At 41.5% G+C, this 14,199-nt stretch carries 13 protein-coding genes and 1 pseudogene; 8 read left to right on the top strand and 6 right to left on the bottom strand.

The annotated features are described in order from the left end of the window. Positions 1–143 precede the first annotated feature (143 nt). The 6 genes and pseudogenes from IPP77_07060 to IPP77_07035 all read left to right on the top strand — a co-directional run bounded on the left by IPP77_07060 (position 144) and on the right by IPP77_07035 (position 5,921). Positions 144–341: a hypothetical protein gene (locus tag IPP77_07060; GenBank protein MBL0309423.1), complete on the top strand. Its 198-nt coding sequence runs from the start codon at positions 144–146 to the stop codon at positions 339–341. A 287-nt stretch (positions 342–628) separates the two neighbouring features. After that, complete coding sequence (locus tag IPP77_07055; GenBank protein ID MBL0309422.1) at positions 629–1,438, top strand: MotA/TolQ/ExbB proton channel family protein; 810 nt, start codon at positions 629–631, stop codon at positions 1,436–1,438. Between the two features lie 26 nt (positions 1,439–1,464). Next, positions 1,465–2,121: a biopolymer transporter ExbD gene (locus tag IPP77_07050; GenBank protein MBL0309421.1), complete on the top strand. Its 657-nt coding sequence runs from the start codon at positions 1,465–1,467 to the stop codon at positions 2,119–2,121. Between the two features lie 32 nt (positions 2,122–2,153). Further along, positions 2,154–2,729, top strand: a complete 576-nt coding sequence (locus IPP77_07045) for a biopolymer transporter ExbD (GenBank protein MBL0309420.1) — start codon at positions 2,154–2,156, stop codon at positions 2,727–2,729. Between the two features lie 51 nt (positions 2,730–2,780). After that, positions 2,781–3,575, top strand: a complete 795-nt coding sequence (locus tag IPP77_07040; protein MBL0309419.1) for an energy transducer TonB — start codon at positions 2,781–2,783, stop codon at positions 3,573–3,575. 421 nt (positions 3,576–3,996) lie between these two features. Continuing rightward, positions 3,997–5,921, top strand: a pseudogene (locus IPP77_07035) (NAD-dependent epimerase/dehydratase family protein). 12 nt (positions 5,922–5,933) lie between these two features. On the opposite strand, the gene IPP77_07030 reads toward IPP77_07035, so the two are convergent. From IPP77_07030 to pyrF, 3 genes are read right to left on the bottom strand one after another with little or no spacing between them, the layout of a single operon-like run. Beyond that, a complete protein-coding gene (locus IPP77_07030; GenBank protein ID MBL0309418.1) occupies positions 5,934–6,656 on the bottom strand; it encodes a class I SAM-dependent methyltransferase in 723 nt (240 codons plus the stop codon). Positions 6,657–6,710: 54 nt separating this feature from the next. Beyond that, a complete protein-coding gene (locus IPP77_07025) occupies positions 6,711–7,457 on the bottom strand; it encodes a hypothetical protein (GenBank protein ID MBL0309417.1) in 747 nt (248 codons plus the stop codon). Between the two features lie 42 nt (positions 7,458–7,499). Further along, positions 7,500–8,324 carry an orotidine-5'-phosphate decarboxylase gene (gene pyrF, locus IPP77_07020; protein ID MBL0309416.1) on the bottom strand — a complete coding sequence of 275 codons (825 nt, stop codon included), beginning with the start codon at positions 8,322–8,324 and terminating at the stop codon, positions 7,500–7,502. A gap of 125 nt (positions 8,325–8,449) precedes the next feature. Here pyrF and IPP77_07015 point away from each other — a divergent pair, with 125 nt between their 5' ends. After that, positions 8,450–10,858, top strand: a complete 2,409-nt coding sequence (locus tag IPP77_07015) for a choice-of-anchor B family protein (GenBank protein MBL0309415.1) — start codon at positions 8,450–8,452, stop codon at positions 10,856–10,858. 77 nt (positions 10,859–10,935) lie between these two features. Further along, on the top strand, positions 10,936–11,637 hold the full coding sequence (locus IPP77_07010) for a hypothetical protein (GenBank protein ID MBL0309414.1): 702 nt from the start codon (positions 10,936–10,938) through the stop codon (positions 11,635–11,637). A 122-nt stretch (positions 11,638–11,759) separates the two neighbouring features. Here the strand turns inward: IPP77_07010 and IPP77_07005 are convergent, their stop codons facing one another. The 3 genes from IPP77_07005 to IPP77_06995 all read right to left on the bottom strand — a co-directional run bounded on the left by IPP77_07005 (position 11,760) and on the right by IPP77_06995 (position 14,075). Continuing rightward, positions 11,760–12,845, bottom strand: coding sequence for a T9SS type A sorting domain-containing protein (locus tag IPP77_07005; protein MBL0309413.1), 1,086 nt, complete (start codon positions 12,843–12,845; stop codon positions 11,760–11,762). A 43-nt stretch (positions 12,846–12,888) separates the two neighbouring features. Beyond that, positions 12,889–13,356 (bottom strand): hypothetical protein, encoded by a 468-nt coding sequence (locus tag IPP77_07000; protein MBL0309412.1) that lies wholly within the window; start codon positions 13,354–13,356, stop codon positions 12,889–12,891. Between the two features lie 65 nt (positions 13,357–13,421). After that, positions 13,422–14,075 carry an ABC transporter ATP-binding protein gene (locus tag IPP77_06995; GenBank protein MBL0309411.1) on the bottom strand — a complete coding sequence of 218 codons (654 nt, stop codon included), beginning with the start codon at positions 14,073–14,075 and terminating at the stop codon, positions 13,422–13,424. Positions 14,076–14,199 lie beyond the last annotated feature (124 nt).

Below are 14,199 nucleotides of genomic sequence, written 5' to 3'. Positions count from 1 at the left end.
CCAAAACGAAAATCGAGGTAGTATTATTTGTTAATCCCCAACACCCCTTGCAATCAAATTTTATCTTTGGGTCCGAGTATTTACATGCCTTAAATAAGAAAAAGAATATCGCAACGTAGCTAATACAATTAAAAAAGCAATAGGTGGATAATCGAAAAGAAGTAGAATACAAAATCTGGAGAAAAATGAATCTTAACTGGATAAAAAAGGGAGGGCTTTTTGTTTTTCTTTTCTTCCTTATTAAAGGGATTGGATGGCTAGTGGTTATTGGACTGCTAGCAGCGGGGCTTTTGAACGAAGAATCATTCGAAAAAATAAAAGAGGCTATTCCGCTTTTCTAAAATTGTTGAACGAAAAGAGAGATTCCTACTCTTGTCAACTATTATCTCCAAGTTTCAAATAACAGAAACCGGCAAATTAAATTGATAGTAAAAGACCGTCAGGCAGTATTCTTGCTTCCTATAGACTGTAATATTCTAAGACAATCACCGTTTATTTACCACATTCATAGAGAATAAGAAGGAGTGTTAATATATTTCTCCATTTTGTAAAGACGAAAAAGAAGATATTTTTACCGCCTCTTTTGAAAATTATTAACCAAAAATTTAATCATAAAAACAAGAACAACATGAGTCAGGCAAAAGCAACAACTCAGAAAAAAACAGGATTCGACTGGACCATTTTGGTTATACCAGTAGCATTGGTTGTTTCTGAACTAATCTTCCATTTAGTATTTGGCGATCGGAAACATTTTATTGATGACATGAAAAAAGAACCGATTCCGGGTGATTTTTTTGGTATTATATATAAAGGGGGATTCATCGTTCCTTTTCTAATGACTATGTTTATTACTGTTGCGGCTTTCTCTATAGAAAGATTCATGACCATTCGCAAAGCCAAAGGCAATGGCTCTTTGCAAACTTTCCTTCAAAAAATAAAATCCTTATTGCACGGCAATGATATCCAAGGCGCTATCGCAGAGTGCAATCGCCAAAAGGGGTCTGTTGCTAATGTGGTGGTTCAAGGATTGCATAAATATCAGGAAATGGATAAAGACAATTCTTTCACCACCGAGCAAAAGGTGTCTAATATTCAACAAGAAATCGAGGAGTCCACTTCTTTGGAGTTGCCGAGTTTGGAAGAAAACCTTCCAATCATAGCGACCATCGCTTCGGTGGCTACATTGGTAGCTCTCTTGGGAACTGTTATCGGGATGATTAAGGCCTTCGCGGCCTTGGCTACTTCCGGAAGCCCTGACCCTGCCGCTCTTTCTGCGGGTATTTCCGAGGCATTGATCAATACAGCGATTGGAATCGGAACTTCTGCTTTGGCTATCATTATGTACAACATCTTTACCGGAATGATTGATAAATTGACTTACGGTATTGATGAAATCGGATACTCCATTGCGCAAACTTTCTCTGCTACCCGCAAATAATTTAAGCAATCTTTAAAGCTGCATAAATGCCAAAAGTCAAGGTACCTAGAAAAAGCACTATAGTGGATATGACCGCCATGTGTGACGTGTCATTTTTGCTGCTTACTTTCTTTATTCTTACGGCAAAGTTTAAACCTCAGTCACTGGTAGCAGTGGATGTGCCTGTTGCGCGATCCACCAAAACATTTTCAGAAGCCGTAACCATCACAATCAGCAAAGAAGGGAAGACATACGTTGGGGTGAAAGAAACCGTTACACGCTATTCCATGCTGGAACAAATGATTGAAAAGTTTGGCGATAAATACCCAGCCCTTAAAACCCTGACTGAAAATCAAAAGAGATTTTTTTCATTGGTAGATATGTGGGGTACACCTATAGCCGATATGCCACGGGTATTAAGTATGGATGGCTCGGCTTTTAAACATTATCAAGAAAAAGAAATGCCCGGCGTTCCTAAAGATTCATTAGACAATCAGTTGGTAGATTGGGTTCAAGCAGCGCGTTATGCCACCGATGGAAATATAAAAATCGCAATAAAAAGTGATAAAAACACTTCCGTTGGTCCAGTGAAAGAAGTAATTAAGGGACTAACCTCCAGAGATATTCATCGGTTTTTATTGGTGACTACTTTGTCTGGTGATGAGGCTGCTGCCCCAGAAGAAGATTTAGATAAAGTTCAGTAATTATTTGTTGCTCAAATAAAGAATAAGCAGTTATGGCACAAATGGAAACCGGCGGAGGAGGCGGTAAGCACAAAGACGGAGTTCGATCCAAGAAAATGTCCACTCGGGTAGATTTGACCCCGATGGTGGATTTGGCGTTTCTTTTGATCACCTTCTTTATGCTGACTACTACCTTGAATAAACCCAAGGCGATGCAACTGAATATGCCGAAGAAGACTGATATTGAAGACAAAACAGAGGTCGGCGATTGTCAGGTAATGAATGTTATTCTTGATACTTTGGATAGGGTTTGGTATTATGAAGGATTACAGGTTGCCGGTTTGAAACAAACCACTTTTTCAGGTGACGATGGAATCAGGAAGGAAATCATTAAAATGCTGAAGAAAGTTCCTGCCGAATGTCCGCTTACCAGTAAAGGAAATAAGCGCGATGCTATCATCTTGATTAAAATGATGCAAGGTGCCCGGTATAAAAACATGGTGGACATTTTGGATGAGATGGATATTACGGATTGTAAAATATACGCCATTCAGGAACCGGATCCGATAGAAATTGAAGCCGTGGAAAACGGAGGTACTGTTAAGGATTTTGCCAAAGAGGCACAATAGTTTTATGAAAAATAATTTTTCCTGCATCATAATAGTACAAAGAAGAAGAGCATGGAAGGCATAAAGAATTATCTGCAATGGACGATGGACGACATCGTCTTCGACAACCGCAATAAAGATTACGGGGCTTATCAGCTCAGACAATTAACCAAAAAGAATATTCGCATTGGCTTGATTGTGGCTGTGATTGGATTTGTTTTGTTTATCCTACTTTCTCAAATGGACTGGGGGTTTCTAATTCCTGAAAAAAAGGAAGTTTTGGTTGAAACATCGGTCAGCCTTGCTGAGCCGCCATCTTTAGATAAAACTCCTCCACCTCCTCCCCCACCGCCGCCGCCGCCGCCTACACGCCCTACGATTAAATTCGTAGAAATGGTAGTTAAAAAGCAGGAAGACGTTCATGAGGAAGACGAGCCGGTAAAGATTGAAGAGATTAAAGAACAGGTCATTGCCGAGAAAACACAGGAAGGCGATATCAATGCTAAAAATGTGATTGAAGAACCTGCGATTGATGCAGCGCCGGCAGCTCCTCAAATCTTTACGTTCGTTGAACAAAATCCTGAATTCCCTGGTGGAGATGCCGAGTTGATTCGGTTCCTTCAAAAGAATATTCAATATCCGCAAATGGAGCGCGATAATGATATTCAAGGCAAGGTGCTGCTGCGCTTTGTGGTGATGGAAGATGGTTCAGTGTCTGATGTAAATGTATTGCGCGGCGTTAGCCCCGGATTAGATAAGGAAGCTACCCGTGTAGTGAAACTCTTACCGAAATTTAAACCCGGAAAACAACAAGGAAAAGCGGTGAGAGTTTATTTCAACCTGCCGGTGGTATTCAAATTGCAATAAGAGAATCCAAAGCATAAATTTTAAAAATCCTAAGCGCAATGCTTGGGATTTTTTGTTTGTAATGGTTTGAATGAATTAGCAAAACCAATTTCCCGAAGCAATACAGCAGGAATAATGGCTTACAGACGTACTCCCCAAAATCTCTAAGAGGCTATTTGGATTTCTGTGTAAAAAAATGTGTATCGCACAGAGTCACGGAGCATCACGGAGAAAATACCTCTGTGTTCTCCGTGCCTCCGTGCGACATATCAAATTCATAACAAATTCGGTTGTTCAAATCCAAACAGCTTCTAACAGCTCCTTCAAAGTTACGGCATGTTCCCCAAATCTCTGAAGGCTCTGGAGCAATACCACCAAAAACCTCATCCTGAAAAGATAAGGTCTTTTGTTCTCACCGGTTTTTATCCATATTTACGGCATCATGTTATTAGCGGAGAAAATACAGGAAGAAGTTCTGAAATTGGAAGGCCCCATCGTCATTTTTGTGCCGCTGGTTTTATGGGAGCAAATCTTATCCGCACTATTCTTCCCTACCGGCAAGATGTGTATGCAGTAACGAGTAAACCATTTGTCCCTTGGCGCTTGGATGATGTTGAGTATCGCAACATTCTGCATTGCAATATCATCAAGAAAGATCAAGTTGAAAATCTGTTTAAAGAATATCATTTCAAAACCATCTTTGATTTGGCGGCTTATGGAGCTTATAGCAAACAAGACGAAGTAGATTTGATTTATGAAACCAATTTCATAGGGCTACTTAACCTGTTGGAAATTTCTTCGCAGTTCAGCATTAAGGCGTTTGTTCATGCCGGTAGTTCTTCTGAATATGGGTTGAATGCTGCTGCGCCAAAAGAAGAAGCGGCGCAACCCAATTCCCACTATGCAGTGACCAAAGCGGGAGCGGCGCACATGATTAAGTTTTATGGCACCATCAAAGAAATGCCGGTGGCAAATCTTCGATACTATTCCATTTATGGTCCTTATGAAGAACCGGACCGTTTGGTGCCTACGCTGATTAATAAAGCGATGAAGGGAGGATATCCGCCCTTGGTGCAGCCCGATATTTCGCGCGACTTTGTGTTTATAGACGATGCGCTTTATGCTACCCTTCGTTCTGCCAATAAAATCAATAAAATTCAAGGGGCTTCACTCAATATTGCCAGCGGAAGGAAAACAACTATTCGAGATATATCTGCCACCATCAAAGAGCTATTTCAACTGCCCGGCGAACCGGAATGGGGCGATATGCCGAACCGTAAATGGGATTTGAAAGAATGGTTTGGTGATGCTTCCTTAGCCAGGGAACTCATAGGATGGGAAAATGAAACGCCACTGAAAGAAGGCTTACAGAAAACGTATGAATGGCAGAAGGATTACTCCAAGCCCTTGTATGAAAAGAAGCTGCATCAGGATCAAATCCGGCACAAACTCTCAGCAGTGATTGCTTGTTATAAGGATGTACAGGCCATTCCATTCATGTACGAACGGTTGACCAAGACTTTTCAGAAAATGGCCGTAGATTATGAAATCATTTTTGTGAATGATGCCTCACCGGATAATACCAACGATGTATTGCAAGCGTTGGTGGAAAAAGATGATCATGTCATCGCGATTGAACATTCGAGGAACTTTGGTTCACAGTCTGCTTTTCTTTCCGGCATGGAAATATCTACCGGCGACGGAGTGATTCTGTTGGATGGAGATCTTCAAGACCCACCGGAATTGATCGAGCAGTTTTATCAAGAGTGGAAAAATGGTTTTGATGTGGTCTATGGCAGAAGGGTAGCCCGTGAAGGCGATCAAGTGCTGGCCTCTTTCTATAAAATGTTCTATCGTCTGTTTCGCAGCGTCAGCTATATTCCGATGCCGGTAGATGCCGGTGATTTTAGTTTGATGGATAGAAAGGTGGTGGATGAATTAGTCAAGCTGCCTGAAACTGACCAGTTTCTGCGTGGTCTGCGCGCTTGGGTGGGCTTCAGACAGACCGGTATTGATTATGTCAGACCCGAAAGAATGTTTGGCGTAACGACCAACAACATGAGAAAGAACATAGCATGGGCTAGGAAGGCGATATTCAGCTTTAGTTTTGTTCCGCTCGAACTGCTTACCTATCTGGGTTGGACACTAACGGTGGTTTCTTTCTTTGCCATTATTCTACAAATAGCACTTTATTTCATACTCCCAGATACGCCACATGGAGTTACTACGATTATCGTTCTTGTTCTCTTTTTTGGTGGATTAAATATGCTTGCCATTTCTATTTTAGGCGAATATCAATCCAAAATTCTGGAGGAAAGCAAACGCAGGCCGAAGTTTATCCGGCGCAATGTGTTCAGGAAGCGGTAGAGATAAGGAAAGCTATTTCTCTCCCAGAATTATAGTCTGGGCACCAAAGTATTTCCCCAACAAAGGAATTTTTTCCAAAAGAGGCTGAAAGAAGTGAATCACTTTGGCTGGAAAAGTAGGGAAGAAGAAAGGTACAAAGCCAATGTAGGAAAGGTGCTTTACCTTAAAGCCGTTTTCTGTACATATCTTTTTCAGAAAAGTGGAAGAGAAAGATTGCTCTTCGTGTTGAATGTGATATTCACTATTTTTCTCAATCCACTTCAGAATGGGATTGTTGCCATTCGGCTCGATGATTAAAACCCGGTTGCTCATCATGCCTGCGTACTTAATTGAATCTGATTGAGTAGGTAAGTGATGAATTACTCCTCTGAAAATAGCTAAGTCAAATTTCTTGTCTGGAAATGTACTGGGGTCGAGGATATTGCCGACAAAAAATTTGCAGGAGGGGAAACGATCTTCAGCCGCTTTAATCGCTACGGATGCCGGATCGAAACCCGTAAACTCGATATCCGGCATTCGCTCTTTTAGTTCCGCAGTGTAAGTGCCATCCCCGCTGCCTATGTCCAAAACGGTTTTGATGTTACCAATCTTACGAATTATTTCTTCGGTTATATCGGTTTGCCTGAGGTTGGCTACAAAAGAAGAATACTTAGCGTTATGGGTATAACGATAGCCGCCGTTGTCTAATACATCTTTATTAAACTCATCAACATTTTGTTTTACTGTCTGGCTCATTTTCAGTTGATCTTATGAAAATTGAAGAGATTGTTGGTTGGTTGTATTATCCTTTTACCGGGGAGGATTAGGGCCGGTATTAAGGGGGCTGGCAGGAGCAGCTTGCGAATTGTCGTGCTTATCCAAACTCTCTAAGTTCCCTTTTGCCAATGCAAATTCAGGATATATTTCAAGTGCCTTAATAAAATTGGATTTAGCAGCATCCGGCTGGTTTAACTCCATAGCACAAATGCCACGGATGTTCAGTGCAGCAGCGTTCATAGGTACCTCTTGTGCGCCCGACTGAGTTCGAATGGTTACCTTCTGTTTTGTTGTTTCGGGGCTTGACAATATTTGTTCCAATGAGGCAACACATTCTCCGAAACGCTTCAATTGGTACTGCAAGGTAGCAGCCTGATAAAGAAAGAACAAAGATTTGGTGTCTTTATACAGCTTTTCGTATTCAGCAAGTGATTCCTTCAGCATACCTAAATTTTGCTTGGAAGAGGCCACTAACTCACGAATTCCGGTTTTTTCAGGATTTGTTTTCAAAATTTCCTCACCCAAAAGATAAGACTGGGGGTATCTCTCCTGACCAAAGTAAAGCAACGCTAAAGAGTCATTCAATTCCAACTGAGTTGGCTTGAGAGCGATCATATTATACATAGCTACCGTAGCGGTCTGTAGGTCATACCGTTTCATTGCCTGATGATAGATTTTTTGTTGTGTCTCAAATGCATCACTAGAAGAGTTTTTCTGAGCAAATGCTATTTGTAAAGAGCAAGCAATAAAACCAACTAGAAGAAAGTATGTTTTTTTCACTGTGTATGTTTTTTTGAAGGTGCCAAAAGTAGCAGAATTTCTCTATGCCTTTAGTCTGCGTATATAGCCAGACATTTCGTCTTTAATCGCCAGCGAAGCCTTTCTGGCTGCAGAAGCAAAATCATTTTCTCTGGAAGCATAAATGATATTGCGCGAAGAGTTGATTAACAGCCCACAAGTTGGATTCATTCCGTTCCGGCAAATGGCATCTAAGTCACCTCCTTGTGCGCCCACCCCGGGAACGAGAAAGAAATTTTGCGGGGCCAAACTTCGGATATGTTTTAACTCTTCCGGATGCGTAGCACCCACCACAAACATAAGTTGTTCCGGATTAGCCCAGCTCTGTGCCTTTGTAATAACCTGCTCATAGAGTTTTGCGCCATTGGTATCCAAGAATTGGAAGTCGCGGCTTCCTTTATTAGATGTTAGCCCTAAAAGTATAACCCACTTATCTTTATACTCCAAAAACGGAGTGACTGAATCTTCGCCCATGTAGGGAGCCACAGTTACGGAATCAAACTGTAGCCATTCAAAAAAAGTCTTGGCATACATTTTTGAAGTATTACCTATATCGCCTCGCTTTGCATCGGCAATGGTGAACACTTCATTTTTGAAGCCCGAAAGGTATTCCATTGTTTTCTCCAAACTCTCCCAGCCTTTCAGTCCCATACTTTCATAAAAAGCAAGATTAGGCTTGTAGGCAACCGCAATATCATGAGTTGCATCAATGATGGCTTTGTTGAACTCGAAAACAGGATCAGCGTATGAGCGAAGGTGCTGTGGAATTAGATTTATGTCCGTATCCAGACCTACACAGAGGAATGATTCTTTTTTCAAAATTAGATTATAAAGTTCTTGGCGGGTCATCGGCGCGAATGTAAGGAAAGCATAGTGTATTCATGATTGGTTAAATGGATCAGGGAGGTGAATGTTTATTGCTTTAACCAGCTAACCAGCCAATTTCCCTATTTTTATGCTTACAATTTCTCTGAATGACCAGAACAAAACTGCGACACTTTGCCTTTGCCACCTCACTTCTAGTATTAACAAGCCTTTCTTTATTGGCACAAAAAAATCTCTCGCTACTTGGGCATCTTACCTACTCGACCGGTGTAAAATGCAGCAACCTGACGAGCTATGTAGATTCAGGTGGAAGAGAGTATGCCCTTGTCGGAAACACGGAGGGGCTATCTATTGTACGTATTGACACTCCTACAAACCCAAAACAGATATTCCTGATTCCGGGGGCAACAGGAACTAACGCTATGTGGCGGGAGGTTCGAGAGTATAAAGGGTATGCTTATGTTACAACGGAACAAGCGAGTGGCCTGATGGTTGTAGATCTTCGATATCTTCCGGATAGCGTTCGGTATCATACCGTCAAGCCGGGGAATATGACCACATCACATAGTATATTTATTGATGAGAAGGGAATTGCTTATATCAATGGAACTGATAAAGGGCAACTTTTTCTCAAATTAGATTCCAATTTATGGAGTCCTCCTTTGATTGGTTCCTTTCAGAATAATTACGTTCATGATAATTATGCAAGAAATGATACCATGTGGAATGCCTGCGTCAATAACGGGTTTATTAAAGTAGTGGATGTAAGAAATAAAAGCACCAGTAACCAAGCAGCAAATACTCTTGCCGTATGGAATACACCACAAAATTTTGCGCATAATTGTTGGCTGAGTGATGACAGCAAGTATCTCTTTACAACAGATGAAAAGCCTTCGTCTTATCTGACTTGTTATGATGTTTCAAATTTAGGTAGCGTGAGAGAAACGGCTCGTTCTAAATCTGTTGATGCCGGAACAGCTATAATGCACAATACTTACTTCAAGAATAATTATGCTGTATCTTCTTATTACACCTACGGCATCGCCATATTCGACGTATTGCGAAAGAACAATTTGGTCGAGGTCGCCCATTATGATACTTCGCCTACTACCGGTAGCAGTTTTAACGGTGCTTGGGGCGTTTGGCCATTTCTCCCTTCCGGCAATATCATTGTTTCAGATATTGAAAACGGCTTATGGATACTCAAGCCAGAATATAAAAGAGCTTGTTATGTTGAAGGAATTGTAAAAGACTCTTTGTGCGGCACCTTGTTGAATGATGTAACCGTCGAAATTGTTGGGACGAGTGCCAGCGTTAAATCTAATTTGCAAGGAATATTCGCTATGGGAACTCCAGATACTGGAACTTATACCATTCGCTTTTCCAAGTCTGGCTACCAAACCAGGGACTCCTCAAATGTGGCGTTGCGCAACGGAAGCCTTAAGGTTATCAATATAAATTTGATTCCAATCAACACTTCGCGCCTAACGGTCCTTACAACAGATTCAGCAACTTCCGATTCACTTCCGTTTGTTCGGGTATTGATTCAGGATACATTAGGCGCCACTTATCAAGAGGTGGCAACCAATAATTTCGCTCAATATAATTTCTGTGATTTTTTACAAGGCAAGTATAATTTCTATGCCGGAAGGTGGGGCAGGCAGACGGTATATGTCCAGGCAGTAGATTCTACTTCTATAGATACCGTTTTGCTGCCTACTTCCAAAGGGTATTATGATGATTTCATCATGGATTACGGTTGGACTACTCAAACCACCGCATCATCAGGTGCTTGGAAAAGAGGAAAGCCAATTGGCACGACCTATTTTCTTAATACCGCTAATCCGGGGGCTGACGTATCAGGTGATTTTGGAAACCAATGCTATGTAACCGGTAATAACGGGGGTGATTCTGGTGATGATGATGTGGATGACGGATATACCATACTTCGTTCTCCACTTTTTGCCATACGAGATTATGATGATCCGCACATAACCTATTCCAGATGGTTTTATAACGATGGCGGTTCTACCACCCCAAACGACTCTTTGGTCATTACGCTGACCAACGGTATTGATTCTGTTACCTTAGATGTAGAGACTACGTCTAGAAGCCAGTGGGTGGATAAAGACTTTCGGGTCAAGGATTATCTGGCTCCGACATCCAACATGCGCATTGCGTTTAAAGCAGAAGACAGGAGTCCGGGACACTTGGTAGAAGCGGGACTTGATGTCTTTTCAGTTTATGATATAGTAGATACCACTAAAGGCGACACTGCGACTGTATCTGTTTCATCTACGTCTGGAGACAAAGTACTGCTTCACGTATATCCAAACCCCTTCCAAGACAAAGTGAATATCTCGATTACCGACTTCCCCTTTGAAAATGGGACTCTAGAAATAGAAGACGCACTAGGTCGGAGGATTCACCAATCTTTAATTCAAGCAAAAAATTCACTTGTACGATTAGATATCCGCCTCGCTTCCGGGATTTATTTAGTTAAATTATTAAAACAGGGACAATTGATCCAATCACAGAAGATTGTTCGTACCGAATAGCTAGATAACTCTTTTTATAATCAGCCATTATCATTTTATTAATTTTTTGTGGAAATTTGCGTCCGAAATTTTCAACGTTGAAAAAAACAATTCACTCTTTTACCTCTGTATGGAAGGAACATCTGGCAGGAACTCTGTTTTCCTTCTTTTTTGTCCTGTCCTTCATAGAGCTATTGATAGCTTCCAAATATTGCAAACACTATATTGGAGTCTTTGCCAGTCGGGGCGGATTGTCATTGGCTGATCCGCTATTGGCACTTTTTGCACCTCGTGATTTCTCACTCATTATTTTCATACTTTTCCATGGGATACTGATTACGGCCATCATTGCACTTCTGAATAAACCCAAAGATTTGGCTGTTGCTTTTCAGGCTTATGCTATGCTCATGATTTTCAGGACCATTACTATTTACCTTATTCCGCTACAAGCACCCGCCGATATGATTTTTCTTTCAGACCCACTGGCGAACCTCTATATGCACAACGATGGCAATGGAGCAGTGGTCAACGATCTATTCTTCTCCGGTCATGTTTCTTCCAGTTTTCTTTTTTTCATGGTGACTAAAAACAAACTGCTCAAACGAATGATACTGATGTGTACGATTATTATTGCCATTCTTATTATCTGGCAGAAGGTACATTACACGGTAGATGTCGTTTTTGCTCCCCTCTTTTCTATCATGGCACTTTACCTAAGCAACCTGTTCGCCCAAAAGGTTTTTTCCTTTTCCCCATTTCCTATGGAGTGGAGTATAAGGAGAGAAAGAATAGAACCTTGAACATACAGAGTTTCTGCACCTTTCTAAAGTCTATTTACACTAAAAATTCATTATCTCCCTATAAATTAAAAAGGCCGCGCATTTCAAACGCGGCCTTTTTAATTCAATGATATTTCAGAATCTTATTCCTTGATAAACTGCCGAACGGCGTTATTAAGTTTCACCACATATAGTCCTTTAGCAAGATGGGACACATCTATGTCAGACTTCTTAGTATGGACAAGAGACTGATGAACTAGACGACCTGTAGCATCAAATACTTGCAATTCACAACCTAAGCATTCCTTCCCAATTACCACCTGCAACTTTCCTTCAGAAACCGGGTTAGGATACAATTCAAAATGAATATCATTTGCTAAATCATGAATCGCCGTGGCGATAGGTGTCGAGGTGGCTTTGCATCCGTATATATCGGTAATTTCCACGGTATAGGAACCCGGTTGAGAGGCAATTAATAATTGTGAGGTACCTCCCGGAGTAATCGCCACATTATTTCTATACCACTGGTAGCTGACCGCATTAAATACTACCAAAGTGTCACCGGTTCTGGTGATAGAAACAGATGGCTGAGGACGAACAGTGACCGGAAGGTTACTTGATTGAGCTGTACAGCCGTTATTATCCGTTACCTGAACGTTATAGTTACCGGCATTTCTAGCAAACACACACTGCGTGGTAGCATTATTTCCGTTCGCGTTCCACAGATAAGAAGCGTAAGTAGATGTCACGCAAATCTGTGTTGAATCACTAGCGCAAATAGTATCTTTAGAAGTGGTGATGACCGGAGTAGCTGCACTACCTGTTGGAGTAAGAGTAATAGTAGCCACCACAGAATCTGTACCTACGCCAACTCCCGGAATTGAGTCACGAAGAATGACGTTGTTTATAGCTACAGATGGATCTGAACCTGCTCCGTCATCATCGTTAGTCCAATTGAAGCGAACTCTAAAGTTTGAAAGGCTCAAGCAATTTGCCGGAAGTACATAACTACGACGAGCCCATATCGCTGCACCGCTGCCACCGCAAGAACTAGGCGACTTGAGAGAAGCATCCAACTGCGTATAATTAGTTCCTCCATCTATGCTGTAGAATGCAGAAGCATTATCCGACAAACCACTACCCATACTCATAAAATCAAAAGATAATACCAAATTATGGCTACCTGAACTGACAGGAGTCGTGTTTATATTTGCCGACTGTGAAGCCATATTCGTTTGAGGACAATACAAAAAACCACATAAGCCTCCTGCATCATAAGCAGCCCCCCCCTACAAACTGAGCCACGCTGGTGACAAACATTGTCTTGTCTGAACCATTTTTTGTTCCACAACTTCCGGGAGCAGTTCCGTTTTCAGCTCCTGAAATAACCCAATAATTATAGTCTGCCCCGTTACTTCCGGTGGAGGTGTTAAGTGTCCAAGTTTGAGCACCATCAAAGGTTTCCTTATACAAAGTATCGCTTTTTGCAGTACCTCCTCCTCCAGATGAATAGACAGTAACTGTATAAGTCCCCGCCGCCAGGTTGGAAATAGAGGAAGTGATAGCGCCAGTACTCCATTTGTAAGTATAGTTACTTCCCCCGGTTGGAGCCACCGCTGCTGTCCCATCGCTGGAAGAACAAGTCGGATCCGTTTTGGTTGGGTTAGCTGCAAGTTGGGCAGAAATATTTCCAATAGACATAAAAGAAACTAAAGCTGTGAGAAGTAAAATCTTCTTCATTTTAATTTTGTTTTGGTTAAAAATATCGAGTGGCAAATCTATTCAAATAATCCTACCGCCCCACTCTACCGGACAATCATACCGTCCTTCATAGTAATTGTCCTATCAGCCATTCGAGCCAATTCTTCGTTATGGGTAACGATGATGAACGTTTGATTCAATTTATCTCTGAGCTCAAAAAATAGGCGATGAAGTTCGCCGGCATGTTGCGTGTCCAGATTTCCCGATGGTTCATCTGCCATTACCAATACAGGGTCATTAATAAGTGAGCGTGCCACCGCCACTCGTTGTTGCTCTCCTCCCGATAATTCGCCAGGCTTATGATGTAATCTATTTGAAAGATTAAGCAGAGAGAGCAATTCCTTAGCCTTTTTTTCGGCGATATTTCTTGCTGTTCCACCGATGAAAGCCGGAATACAAACATTCTCTAAAGCCGTAAACTCAGGTAAAAGATGATGGAATTGAAAAATAAACCCGATGGATTTGTTCCGGAAGGATGAAATAGATTTTTCGTTTAGAGACACTACATCCTTTCCTTCAATTTCCACGTTCCCTTTATCCGGTTTGTCCAAGGTACCGATTATATGGAGCAGCGTGGACTTGCCAGCGCCTGAAGGCCCAACCAGAGAAACAATCTCGCCTTTTTGAACGGAAATAGATACCCCCCGAAGAACTTCAAGAGACCCATATTGCTTGTAAATATCTTTTGCCTCCAGAATCATTGGGCGAAAGTAAAATTGAATTCCAATATCCTAAAACACACCCTCAAATAAGATGTTTTCAAACTAATTTTGAATATTCCAGCTTTATTTTTATATCTTTGCATCCGTTTCTCTCTGGATA

Source organism: Bacteroidota bacterium (assembly GCA_016722375.1).
In the GTDB taxonomy this organism is placed as follows: domain Bacteria; phylum Bacteroidota; class Bacteroidia; order Chitinophagales; family LD1; genus Bog-950.
This window is presented reverse-complemented; position numbering and strand designations above follow the sequence as displayed.

Excerpts from the sequence above, each read along its gene's own strand:
- IPP77_07055 (MBL0309422.1), top strand. The coding sequence starts at position 629 with ATGAGTCAGGCAAAAGCAACAACTCAGAAAAAAACAGGATTCGACTGG.
- IPP77_07050 (MBL0309421.1), top strand. The coding sequence starts at position 1,465 with ATGCCAAAAGTCAAGGTACCTAGAAAAAGCACTATAGTGGATATGACC.
- IPP77_07045 (MBL0309420.1), top strand. The coding sequence starts at position 2,154 with ATGGCACAAATGGAAACCGGCGGAGGAGGCGGTAAGCACAAAGACGGA.
- IPP77_07040 (MBL0309419.1), top strand. The coding sequence starts at position 2,781 with ATGGAAGGCATAAAGAATTATCTGCAATGGACGATGGACGACATCGTC.
- IPP77_07030 (MBL0309418.1), bottom strand. The coding sequence starts at position 6,656 with ATGAGCCAGACAGTAAAACAAAATGTTGATGAGTTTAATAAAGATGTA.
- pyrF (MBL0309416.1), bottom strand. The coding sequence starts at position 8,324 with ATGACCCGCCAAGAACTTTATAATCTAATTTTGAAAAAAGAATCATTC.
- IPP77_07015 (MBL0309415.1), top strand. The coding sequence starts at position 8,450 with ATGACCAGAACAAAACTGCGACACTTTGCCTTTGCCACCTCACTTCTA.
- IPP77_07005 (MBL0309413.1), bottom strand. The coding sequence starts at position 12,845 with ATGGCTTCACAGTCGGCAAATATAAACACGACTCCTGTCAGTTCAGGT.
- IPP77_07000 (MBL0309412.1), bottom strand. The coding sequence starts at position 13,356 with ATGAAGAAGATTTTACTTCTCACAGCTTTAGTTTCTTTTATGTCTATT.